Raw genomic sequence first — 9,953 nt, 5'->3', positions numbered from 1 at the left:
CAGAAGCAGCCAGTGGATCTTGCTGGCGCTGAAATAGGGGTCGAGCATCAGGCCTGTGCGGGTCCGCCAGTCCCCTTCCAGTCCTGCCCGTTTCCAGGCTGCGCAGACATCGGCTGTGCGCCCGTCCTGCCAGACCAGAGCTGGACCGCAGGGAGAGCCGTCGCTGCGGCGCCAGAGGATGGTGGTTTCGCGCTGATTGGTGATGCCGCAGGCCACCACCGCTTGGCGTTGCTCTGCGGTGATCGTCTGCTCCAGACGTGCCATGGCCTGGCGCTGACTGGCCCAAATCTCCATGGGCTCCTGTTCGACCCAGCCATCAGCGGGGTAGTGGATATTCAGGGGCGCAGAGGCGCTGGCCACCGCCTGCCCCTGCGCATCAAATAGAACAGCGCGTGAGCTGCTGGTGCCTTGATCCAGTGCCAGCAGCAGAGGCGGGCTAACCATGGCGCTCCTGTTTATTAAGTGCTAGCGGTGGTAGTGCCCGGCTGCAAAGACCATGCTTCGGGATGTCTCAACGGCAAGCACTCCCGCTTGGGTGTCTGAAGCCGTGGTGTACCAGATTTTTCCCGATCGATTCCGGCGCAGCGGAAGGGTGAAGGCGCAATCCAGCCTCGCCCTGCAGCCCTGGGGCAACAGCCCTCAGGAGCAGGGGTTCCAGGGGGGTGATCTGCTTGGCGTGCTCGATGCTCTCGATCACCTGCAGGAGCTGGGTGTCACCTGTCTGTATCTCACCCCTGTGTTCAGTTCAGCCGCCAATCACCGTTATCACGCCTACGACTATTTCCAGGTGGATCCTCTGCTGGGGGGGGATGCTGCTCTGGATGCTGTGATTGAAGCGCTGCATGGCCGCGGCATGCGCCTCATCCTCGATGGCGTGTTCAATCATTGCGGCCGCGGCTTCTGGGCTTTTCACCACCTGCTGGAGAACGGTCCGTCATCTCCATATGTGGACTGGTTCACGGTGCATCAGTGGCCCCTGATCCCCTACCCCCGTAAGGGTCAGTCGTGCGGATACAGCTGCTGGTGGAATGATCCTGCGCTACCTAAGTTCAACCACGCCAATCCAGCAGTCCAAGATCATCTGCTAGCGGCGGGTCGGCACTGGCTTGAACGCGGCATCGACGGATGGCGCTTGGATGTCCCGGATGAGGTTCCCCATGCGTTCTGGGTCGATTTTCACCGCATGGTGAAGGACGTGAATCCGAACGCATGGATTGTTGGGGAGATCTGGGGAGACGCCCGTCCCTGGTTGCAGGGCGATCAGTTTGATGGCGTGATGAATTACCGCCTGGGCTGGAGCAGCTTGTGCTGGGCTGCTGGTGCCAGGTTGAGGTCGGGCTACCGCAATCCGATGTACCCGCTCAACCGTCTGGATGGGGAGGATTGGATCACCTGCGTGGACCAGACCTTGGGTTGGTATTCCTCTGCGGTGAACCGCAGCCAGCTCAACCTGCTCGACAGTCACGACGTTCCCAGGGCTCTGCACACCCTGCGGGGGGACGCCAACGCGCTTCGACTGGCTTTGCTTTTGTTGTGCCTCCAACCTGGAGCTCCCTGCCTCTACTACGGCACGGAGATGGGTTTAAGCGGAGGACCAGAGCCAGGGTGCCGTGAGGCCTACCCCTGGTCGGGACCTGTTCCTCAGGACCTCCGGCGGATGGTGAGGGACCTGTTCGGGCTGAGGCGTTCGCTCGCTGGCCGCATCGCTGACGGTTGGAGCTGGCATGCGGTAGGTGAGGACGGTTTGCTGGGGCGGTCTCGCCGCAGTCCAACTGTGTCGGTGTTCATCAACCGAAGCCGCCGCCGCCGCCTCAATTGTCCAGAGAAATTCGCACATGTTGTCTGGAGTGCCGGCAGCATCGACGCCAGTGATCAGATGCTGGGACCTCAGTCAGCTGTTGTGTTCTCCTCGGTGCCCGGAGAGGAGATTGAAGCCCTTGTCGAGACTTGAACTCGAGACCTCTCCCTTACCAAGGGAGTGCTCTACCGCTGAGCTACAAGGGCATGTGGTGGATGGGCCGGGTTGGATTTGAACCAACGTAGGCAGAGCCAGCGGATTTACAGTCCGCCCCCATTAACCACTCGGGCACCGACCCGAACCACACCGGAAGAACTTACCAGCTCACATGACAGGGGTGGTCGATACGATCAGGGGCCATCGTTCCTGCGAGTGATGCGTCTGCTTCTGCTCAACGGCCCCAACATCAATCTGCTGGGCCAGCGGGAACCTGGCCTTTACGGGCACCAGACGCTTGCTGACATCGAAACGTGCTTGAGGGATCGGGCCAGAGCGGCTGAGGTGCAACTCGAAACGTTTCAAAGCAATTTTGAGGGTGCTCTAGTGGAACGGGTCCATGAGGCGATGGGCTCAGTGGACGGGATCCTGATCAATGCCGGTGCCTACACCCACACCTCCATTGCGCTGCGCGATGCTCTTCTGGGGGTGGCGATTCCTTTCGTGGAAGTGCATTTGAGCAATACCCATGCGCGCGAGACGTTTCGTCATCACTCCTATCTCGCCGACTGTGCTTTGGGCGTGGTGTGTGGGTTCGGCGCCTTCAGTTACACCATGGCTTTTGACGGCTTGGTGAACTACCTCAGAGGAGCAAAGGCATGAGCATCACCAGTTCAACGATGGACCGCTCAGGCCCATCGATTGCCTCGATCCGCTGGTTGGCGGCTCCAACGAGTGTGCGCTGGGTTGAACAAGCCAATGCCAGGCCCATGGAGGTGTTGATTGACCATGCCCACTGCGAGCGCAAGGCAGCTGGATCAGCGGTTCAGTTGATGTTCCGTTATCTCTGTGAACCTGGTCTGGGCGAAGTTCTTAGCCCTTTGGCGCGGGAAGAGCTGGAGCATTTTGAGCAGGTGCTGGCGCTGCTCAAATCAAGAGGTCGTTATCTGGAGCCGCTCCGTTCTCCTGCCTATGGAGCCCTTCTTGCCAAGCAGGTTCGACGGGGAGAGCCCGAGCGCATGCTGGATTCCTTCCTGATCGCAGGATTGATTGAGGCCCGAAGCCACGAACGCATGGCGTTGCTGGCCCAAAACAGTCCTGACCCTGGGTTGAGAGAGCTTTACGGCGGCCTTTTGAAGAGTGAAGCGCGTCACTTCGGTCTCTACTGGGTGCTGTGTGAGCAGCGCTATCCGCGTGATGTGATCATTCCACGGTTGGAGCAGCTAGCAGCGGCAGAGGTTGATGCGCTCAGAGGAGACCTGAGCTGCCCTGAGGACGTGAGGATGCATTCCGTTGGTGTGATCTTTTGATCGTCTCGGTGATCCTTGGTTGGAACATTCAATCTGTTTCTGGAACCATGGTGCAGAGCTGAGTGATCAGCGAAGCGCTAATTTTTCTGTTGTGGCTTAAAAAAATGTGCCGCCGGTGATCCATGCCTGGAACGGTGCCCTGGTTCCTTCCAGAATTGCCAAATAGCTCGTGCTGAAGATGCCTGCAAAGGTGATGCAAATGCCGATTGCAATCAGAGCTTCATAGAGATTTTTAGGATTTCCAGCCTCAGGGTTTGAGAAGGCGCGACGACGAGCCATGGATTCTCCTATGCCTCTTGGTTATGAACATCATTCCTCGGTTGCGCCGATGCAACGAGTGAACGTCAACAAGTCATCACCTTGTGAAGGCATGTGAATCATCGATGCTTTGACTTTGCGAGACATGAAGATTGTTGTTGATTGTTGCTGCAATTGTTAAGAGTTTTTGGTGTTGGTGATTACCAAGTCAATGAAGATCTAAGCGTTCTTCTTCCTTCAGGACTGCTTGAGCCAGGGTCCTGTCTTGAAAGGTTTCGCTACGCGAGTCCAAAAGAAGTCTGAAGAGATGCGCCAGTAAGCGCGTGTCAGTTCTAGAATTGACCCAATTGCCGTTCGGTTTCGATGCCTGACCCCGTAACAGCTGTTGCCGATTCCCTCCAGGCGCTACGGAATGGCACCACTGATGAGCAATGGGATGGATTGAAAGCCAACCCATTGGTGCGCGACCTGATCAGTCGCTGTGCCGACCTCGAAGCAGCCTGGCTCCTGAGTGATCAACCTCCCGCGGATGCGGCCTGCACCCGTCGAAGCAAAGCGCTGAGGTCTCCAGTGGATGCCCGATTGCTTCTTGCCGCCTGAGGCCGATAAAGACAAACCACGAAGCCTCGAGGTGGCGATGGTGCCTTGAGGCGATTTGCTTCAAGAGCCATGGGACCGCAATGGCTTCAGGGAATTAAAGCGTTGGAAACCGCCTGGCGATTGGTTCTCCAGTGAAGTTGGCAACCCAGCCGCTGGGGTTGTTGAACAAACGGATGGCGCAGAACGATGGATTCGCGCCCATGTCGAACCAGTGACGGGTTCCAGCCGGCACGCTGATCCAGTCATTGGCTTCGCATCTCACTTGAAGCACTTCGTTGTCGATATGCAGGCAAAACAGGCCGCGTCCTTCCACGAACAGACGCACCTCGTCTTCAGCGTGGGTGTGTTCGCTTAGGAATTTCTGGCGTAGGGCTTCTCGATCCGGATGATCTGGATGCATCCGGATGGCATCAACGGCGGAGTAACCACCGAGGGCCTGGATCTGCTGGATCTCCTCGGCGTAGGTCGAGAGAATTGCGTTTTGATCGGCATCATGTGCAAGTTCCGCCCTGTTCGCGCACCGATCAAAAGCGATGCCACGCAGGCGTAGCTCCTGTTGGATGCGAGCTGGATCGACCGTGTTCAAGACCGGCTCGCCGGCTTGCTCGGAATAGATGCTCAGCTCACTCATGGCTTAAAACCTGGCTGGGGTGCTGTCGTCGATGTTGTTTCAGCATGCTGGATCGGTTGCTGCCACCTTTTCAACGTTGCTCAAACCTTCAGGGCCATCGTCGAATTCCCTCACGCTTGTGGGTGTAGGCCCCGGAGATCCGGAGCTGCTCACGATTGCTGCAGTGCGGGCCTTGGAGCTGGCGGATGTGGTGGCTTATCCCGTGGGCCGGGAGGGAGGGACTGGGATGGCGCTCACCATTGCTGAGCGTTGGCTGAAGCCTGAACAGCAGCGGTTGCCGCTGTTGTTCCCGATGGTGGCGGAAGCGGGCCCCAGGATTGCTGCATGGCGCAGTGCTGCCGATCAACTGGCCCAGGTGGTCGGCAAAGGTTCCAAGGTCGTTCTTCTCTGTGAGGGGGATGTCTCCCTGTTCGCGACTGGAAGTTACGTGCAGCTGGCCCTGCGAGAGCGGCATCCCGATCTTCCTTTTAGGCTTGTTCCTGGCATTCCAGCGGTGTGTGCAGCTGCTGCTGCAGCACCAGCGCTGGGATTGGATCTTCCGTTGGCTTTACAACAGGAAGGTTTTCTCATGCGTCCTTGTCCTGACTCCATCAGTCCACTAGAGCGTCTTCTGCAGATGGCGGACGACAGTCACACGGTGCTCGGCCTGATCAAAGTGGGGCAGCGCTGGCCCTGGGTCCGCACCGTTCTTCAACGGCGGAACCTACTTGAACAGGCTGTGTTTGCCCAGCGGGTGGGTTGGCCTGACCAGTGGATTGCCCGCGCTGCCGAGGTCTCTGAGGACACGAAACCCTATTTTTCTCTTCTGCTCATCCGACAGTCCTGGCCCCAGGTGTTGCCCTGACCGAATCCCTCCTTTTGCTGACTCCTCTGCAGTGGCTGGCGCTGGCGCATCCAGTGCTGATCATCTTGTTCGTGTATCCCGTGATCGGTGCCACCATCCGCCTCGGCATCCTGGCCAGGGAGCGGCGGCTTCAGATCAATCCCATCGCTGCCACGGTTCCCGTTGAGCATGCGGATCACGGCCGTTGGGCCACCGGTGGATTGCTGGTGGCCGTCTTGCTGGCGTTCACCCATGCCTTGGCCTCGGGGCAGGCGAGTTTGGCCCTTTGGGGCACGTCAGCCGCCGCGGCTTCTGTTGCTGTTGGTTCGTTTGTGGTTCTGTTGCGCTCCAGGCGTCTGGTGCCAAGGCTGATCGGTTCCTGGGGCTGCTGGCTGATGCTTCTTCTGATTGTTTTGCAAGCCCTCCCTGGAGCTGGCAAGGCGTACGGGGGGACCCTGATCTGGCAATCCCATACCTGGGGTGGACTGCTGCTCCTGGCGCTGTTGCTGCTCACCATGGCCGTGCAGAGGGAAATTGCTGCACGGCTCTGGCTGCGACGGATTCACGTGCTGGTCAATCTGTTGGTGGCCCTGCTCTTGGCCACCCAGGCCATCAGCGGCACCCGCGACCTTCTGTTGCGGTAGGGCGAGCTTCAACCAATACGGCTTCCTGACCCGTTGACTTCAGTTTGCTGCATGAGGCATCGGTCAAAGGGGCGTCTCGATGGTGCCGAGAACAGCTTTGTGAGCAGGGCTCCAAGGGCTTTCCATTCCGGGGGGGCCATGCGATCGCGCCAGCAGTTCGGGCGGCAGAACAGCCAGCGGATCAGCTGCTTTCGCTGCATAGGGCTCAAGGGGCCCCAGCGGACTGCCAATTGCAGTCCCCGGGCCGTCTCCAGTTGCACCGGTAGGGGGGGCACCTCTTTGCACCAGCCAAGGGTGGAGCTGGCCACTAGGGGTGTTCTTTCAGCGTGCAGTTCCAGCTCTGCTCCACATTCACTGATGGCCTTGAGGGTGCAGGCATGGCGATGGCCTCCATCATCTTGAAACCATGCCGGGGTTTCGATGGCTTGCCAGGGTGAGGGGTCCTGGGACGGGGGGTCCCAGCAGGCGCGCAGAGCGATGAAGAGGCTCAGCAGGTTGAGCACAGCCCACACAAGGCCGAGAGGGCGACCGTCGAATGCGGCGGAATCCAAAGCTGCTTGCGGTTTGAGCAGACCGTGGAGATTGAACAGGTTGAGGGCCAGCAGTGCCAACAGGGGTAGCGAGAGTTGCAAGCTCCAGCTGCCCCGGTCGCGCCGCTGGTGTTTTGGAGTCACCCTGAATCCACCGATGCGGCCCATCAAATTCGCCAGCACGGTCACTGTGAGCGGAACGGTGAGAACCCAGCCCGTGAGTTCGCTCAAGACAGCAGTGCGCGACCCCCGGTTCAACCAGCCCACTCCCATCAGAAGCGTCGCCCAGAGGGGTAATAGCAGTCCGACGGCATCGTCAGCGGTGATCAGGATCGGCAAAGTCCCGAGGAGGCCGTAGCTCAAAGGCATGAGGATCAGCACCAATCGCGGCACGTTGTTGATCCAGTGCACAACGCCCTCGAGATACGCCACCCTTTGCCAGGGCGTGAGGCCGCCTCCGCGTAGAGGACCCTCCGGTAGCCGCAGGCTCTGGAGCGTGCCGCTTGCCCAGCGCTGCCGTTGGCGCACGAAGTCCGCCATGGTCTCCGCTGCCAGACCAGCGCTCAGCTTCTGTTGCAGATAAAGGAGTCTCCATCCCTTGCGTCGGAGGTTGATTCCGGTGACGAAATCTTCTGAGATCGCCCGTTCCACAAAACCACCCACGGAGTCGAGAGCAGATCGGCGAGCCAGGAATGCCGTGCCGGCGCAGACCACCGCTCCCCAACTGTCACGCACAGGTTCGATCCAGCGGTAAAAGCTTTCCTCATCGGAGAGCAGCCAGCGTTCCATTCTCAGATTCCGCATCACAGGATCGGCGTTGATGAAGGTTTGGGGTGTCTGTAGAAGCCCTACCTCGGGATCCAGAAGAAAGCCGATGCTGTTCTCGAGAAACGTGGTCTGTGGGATGAAATCGGCGTCGAAGACGGCCACTAGCTCCCCTCGGCAACGACGCAGACCATGGTTCAGGTTCCCCGCTTTGGCGGAGGAGCGGACCGGTCGATGCACATAGGTGCAGCCGTGGCGAGAGGCCAGGGCTTTCACCTCCCGGCGACCGCTGTCATCCAAGACCCACACGTGAGTGTGGGGGTAGGTCTGGCTGCAGCAGCCAATCAACGTTCTTTCCAGAACATTGATGGGTTCGCCGTAGGTGGGCACGAGGATGTCCACCGATGGGGCCCAGTGGCTTTGCCGCCATTGCTCCCGCAGCTGATGCATGGCTGGACGGCGGTCGGGGAAGCGACGCCAAGCCAGCACAAATGGCACCATCCCGCTGAGAAGCAACCAGCCTTCGGCGGCCAGCAATAGAAGGCTCAGGGTTGTGCTCAGTGGGGTGCTCAGATTCAGGCTTGCGCTGACCCGCCAGAGCAGATAGCGCAGGGTGAGGACACCGATCAGAACGATCAGGCTTCGTCTGCGCCAGATCGGGCTCGACTGCTCCGGTGTTCGACTCAGCCAGGCCGGCCAGATCAGGGCAAGCAGCGGCAGCCAGCTCATGCCAGTTGGTCGTGCTGCCGGCGCAACAAACTGAGGGCTTGATCTGGAGTGGGTGCTCGCATCAGTTGCTGGCGAAATTGGGACGCTCCGTTGAATCCTGTGCAGGTCCAGCTCATGTGTTTCCTGGCGATCAGCAGACCGTGATCGCCGCGAGCCGCCACGAGCGCTTGAAGCTGGTCCGCAGCGATCATGAGGCGTTCGCTTGCCCCGGGCGTGGGAGGCACCGGCAACCCTTTCAGAGCGGCGTCAATCTGACCCACAAGCCAAGGAGCACCCATGGTTCCCCGGCCAACCATCACACCATCAGCGCCGGTGACCCCAAGGCATTCCCGGGCATCCTCCGGACTGAACACATCACCGTTAGCAATCACAGGAATCCTTAGGGCGCGTTTCACAGCAGCGATCGCTTCCCAGTCGGCGCGACCGCTGAAGCGTTGTTCCCGGGTGCGGCCATGCAAGGTGAGCAGCTGGGCCCCGGCGGCTTCAAGCCTGCGGCACCAAGCCATGGCCGCTGCGTGGCTGTCTCCGCCCTGAGGAACACTGCACCATCCAAGACGGGTCTTCACGGTGACAGGGATGCCGACGGCGGCAACCACGGCCTCCACGATTGTGCAGGCCAGGTCTGGATCACGAATGAGGCCGCTGCCGCCGCCTTTCCGGGCGATCTTCCGCACCGGGCATCCCATATTGATATCGATCAGAAAAGCGCCGGCATCCTCAGCTCGCCGCGCCGCATCCGCCATCGACTCAGGCCTGTGATCAAACAGTTGAACACCGATGGGTCCTGCTTCCTGCCGGAGCTCCTCCACTTTTCCGCGGCCATGACCCAGCTCGAGGCTGGTGGCATTGACCATTTCGGTGAAGAGCAGTGCATCGCGGCTCCAACGCCGCACCAAGGCCCGGAAAATTTTGTCACTGACGCCAGCAAGCGGTGATTGCAGCACCCTGCTTTTCAGAACACGCGTCTGGCTGCTTCCGTTCAGATGCAGATCCGCATGCAGTACCGAGGGCATCGGACCTGGCCTGATTGTGTTCATTCTGGCTAACCGACCAAGCCGATTGGCTCAGGCAGCGTGCTCATGCTGCTCCAGACGTTGACGGCTGCGATGTACCTGGGTCTCGATCGCATTCCGCAACCAAGCTTGCGTCGACCAGTCTTCTTGAGTCGCCAGCCGTTCAACTTCCTGCATGAGATCGAGGGGAAGCTGGAGGCTCACAGTCTGGATGCTGTGAGGGCTTGCTGGTCCTCCTTTGGGAATGGCGTCCAGATCGAGCACCTGAACCTTGAGCACCTGCAGTCGGCTGCCAGGACGAGGATGACGCCGCCGAACCTGCCGGACGGAGAGCCTCACTCTGCTGCCCAAGCGAATGCGCTGGATGGCGCTGCGGCTGAGGGGGTGATCGCGGCGGTCGGAGAACACCGGCGTGCTGCTCCCGGTTTCGGCGCTGAAGCTGAAGGTGACGAGCCCTTCGTCGTTCCAGGGCATGCCGTTGGCTTGATCGGAGTCAGTCGAGGCCAGCAGGCGGACACGATCGCGTTTGGCCGCTTTCATCACCTCTCTCGGCAGATGGAAAGCCAGCCGCTGAAGATGCGCGTTCCCATGAAGGGTCGTGGAGTCCTCTAGGGAGGTGTCGAACACATACATCTCCTGAAAGTAATGGAATCCTTAAGGGGGTGAAAGGTCGTTCGACCCCAGTTTGTGGAGGAG

12 protein-coding genes and 2 tRNA genes are annotated in these 9,953 nt (G+C 59.8%); 6 read left to right on the top strand and 8 right to left on the bottom strand.

Features of this window, described 5'->3' with window-relative positions:
• Positions 1-444 (bottom strand): FGGY family carbohydrate kinase (locus WH7805_RS13835; protein WP_006042088.1); only part of this gene is annotated, 444 nt, incomplete at its 3' end.
• A gap of 52 nt (positions 445-496) precedes the next feature.
• Between WH7805_RS13835 and WH7805_RS13830 the strand changes: the two genes are divergently transcribed.
• Complete coding sequence (locus WH7805_RS13830) at positions 497-1,951, top strand: glycoside hydrolase family 13 protein (protein ID WP_006042087.1); 1,455 nt, start codon at positions 497-499, stop codon at positions 1,949-1,951.
• Here WH7805_RS13830 and WH7805_RS05825 read toward each other — a convergent pair.
• Together WH7805_RS05825 and WH7805_RS05820 are read right to left on the bottom strand one after the other, a co-directional pair.
• Positions 1,933-2,004 (bottom strand) — tRNA-Thr (locus tag WH7805_RS05825). The two genes, WH7805_RS13830 and WH7805_RS05825, sit on opposite strands and share 19 nt — an antisense overlap.
• A gap of 10 nt (positions 2,005-2,014) precedes the next feature.
• A tRNA-Tyr gene (locus tag WH7805_RS05820) sits at positions 2,015-2,096 on the bottom strand.
• A 77-nt stretch (positions 2,097-2,173) separates the two neighbouring features.
• On the opposite strand from WH7805_RS05820, the gene aroQ reads away from it, so the two are divergent.
• Entirely contained in the window at positions 2,174-2,617 is a 444-nt protein-coding gene (gene aroQ, locus WH7805_RS05815) for a type II 3-dehydroquinate dehydratase (protein WP_006042086.1), read from the top strand.
• Positions 2,614-3,264 carry a tRNA-(ms[2]io[6]A)-hydroxylase gene (locus tag WH7805_RS05810; RefSeq protein ID WP_006042085.1) on the top strand — a complete coding sequence of 217 codons (651 nt, stop codon included), beginning with the start codon at positions 2,614-2,616 and terminating at the stop codon, positions 3,262-3,264. Before aroQ ends, WH7805_RS05810 begins: the two co-directional genes overlap by 4 nt.
• A 96-nt stretch (positions 3,265-3,360) precedes the next feature.
• Here the strand turns inward: WH7805_RS05810 and WH7805_RS05805 are convergent, their stop codons facing one another.
• The gene (locus WH7805_RS05805) at positions 3,361-3,543 is read right to left on the bottom strand and encodes a hypothetical protein (protein ID WP_006042084.1); all 183 of its coding nucleotides are present in this window, start codon (positions 3,541-3,543) and stop codon (positions 3,361-3,363) included.
• Between the two features lie 342 nt (positions 3,544-3,885).
• Between WH7805_RS05805 and WH7805_RS05800 the strand changes: the two genes are divergently transcribed.
• Complete coding sequence (locus WH7805_RS05800; protein ID WP_006042083.1) at positions 3,886-4,122, top strand: hypothetical protein; 237 nt, start codon at positions 3,886-3,888, stop codon at positions 4,120-4,122.
• Between the two features lie 94 nt (positions 4,123-4,216).
• On the opposite strand, the gene WH7805_RS05795 is transcribed toward WH7805_RS05800, so the two are convergent.
• On the bottom strand, positions 4,217-4,753 hold the full coding sequence (locus WH7805_RS05795; protein ID WP_006042082.1) for an acireductone dioxygenase: 537 nt from the start codon (positions 4,751-4,753) through the stop codon (positions 4,217-4,219).
• Between the two features lie 31 nt (positions 4,754-4,784).
• Between WH7805_RS05795 and cobI the strand changes: the two genes are divergently transcribed.
• Positions 4,785-5,597 carry a precorrin-2 C(20)-methyltransferase gene (cobI, locus tag WH7805_RS05790; protein ID WP_006042081.1) on the top strand — a complete coding sequence of 271 codons (813 nt, stop codon included), beginning with the start codon at positions 4,785-4,787 and terminating at the stop codon, positions 5,595-5,597.
• Between the two features lie 14 nt (positions 5,598-5,611).
• Positions 5,612-6,220: a DUF4079 family protein gene (locus tag WH7805_RS05785; protein WP_006042080.1), complete on the top strand. Its 609-nt coding sequence runs from the start codon at positions 5,612-5,614 to the stop codon at positions 6,218-6,220.
• A gap of 8 nt (positions 6,221-6,228) precedes the next feature.
• Here WH7805_RS05785 and WH7805_RS05780 read toward each other — a convergent pair whose 3' ends face one another.
• Genes WH7805_RS05780 through WH7805_RS05770 form a run of 3 tightly spaced genes read right to left on the bottom strand, consistent with a single transcriptional unit; the run spans position 6,229 to position 9,797 of the window.
• On the bottom strand, positions 6,229-8,244 hold the full coding sequence (locus WH7805_RS05780; protein WP_006042079.1) for a glycosyltransferase: 2,016 nt from the start codon (positions 8,242-8,244) through the stop codon (positions 6,229-6,231).
• Entirely contained in the window at positions 8,241-9,257 is a 1,017-nt protein-coding gene (gene dusB, locus WH7805_RS05775; RefSeq protein WP_006042078.1) for a tRNA dihydrouridine synthase DusB, read from the bottom strand. Before dusB ends, WH7805_RS05780 begins: the two co-directional genes overlap by 4 nt.
• A gap of 51 nt (positions 9,258-9,308) precedes the next feature.
• Entirely contained in the window at positions 9,309-9,797 is a 489-nt protein-coding gene (locus WH7805_RS05770; protein WP_232198966.1) for a hypothetical protein, read from the bottom strand.
• Between the last annotated feature and the right edge of the window lie 156 nt (positions 9,798-9,953).

Origin of the sequence: Synechococcus sp. WH 7805, assembly GCF_000153285.1 — a bacterium.
Taxonomy (GTDB): domain Bacteria; phylum Cyanobacteriota; class Cyanobacteriia; order PCC-6307; family Cyanobiaceae; genus Synechococcus_C.
The sequence above is the reverse complement of the archived record's forward strand: the minus strand, read 5'-3'. Positions and strand labels throughout refer to the sequence as shown.

Coding starts and splice junctions, on each gene's coding strand:
- WH7805_RS05805 (WP_006042084.1), bottom strand. CDS start 3,543: ATGGCTCGTCGTCGCGCCTTCTCAAACCCTGAGGCTGGAAATCCTAAA.
- WH7805_RS05770 (WP_232198966.1), bottom strand. CDS start 9,797: ATGAAAGCGGCCAAACGCGATCGTGTCCGCCTGCTGGCCTCGACTGAC.
- cobI (WP_006042081.1), top strand. CDS start 4,785: ATGTTGTTTCAGCATGCTGGATCGGTTGCTGCCACCTTTTCAACGTTG.
- WH7805_RS05795 (WP_006042082.1), bottom strand. CDS start 4,753: ATGAGTGAGCTGAGCATCTATTCCGAGCAAGCCGGCGAGCCGGTCTTG.
- WH7805_RS13830 (WP_006042087.1), top strand. CDS start 497: ATGCTTCGGGATGTCTCAACGGCAAGCACTCCCGCTTGGGTGTCTGAA.
- WH7805_RS05810 (WP_006042085.1), top strand. CDS start 2,614: ATGAGCATCACCAGTTCAACGATGGACCGCTCAGGCCCATCGATTGCC.
- WH7805_RS05780 (WP_006042079.1), bottom strand. CDS start 8,244: ATGAGCTGGCTGCCGCTGCTTGCCCTGATCTGGCCGGCCTGGCTGAGT.
- aroQ (WP_006042086.1), top strand. CDS start 2,174: ATGCGTCTGCTTCTGCTCAACGGCCCCAACATCAATCTGCTGGGCCAG.
- dusB (WP_006042078.1), bottom strand. CDS start 9,257: ATGCCCTCGGTACTGCATGCGGATCTGCATCTGAACGGAAGCAGCCAG.
- WH7805_RS05800 (WP_006042083.1), top strand. CDS start 3,886: ATGCCTGACCCCGTAACAGCTGTTGCCGATTCCCTCCAGGCGCTACGG.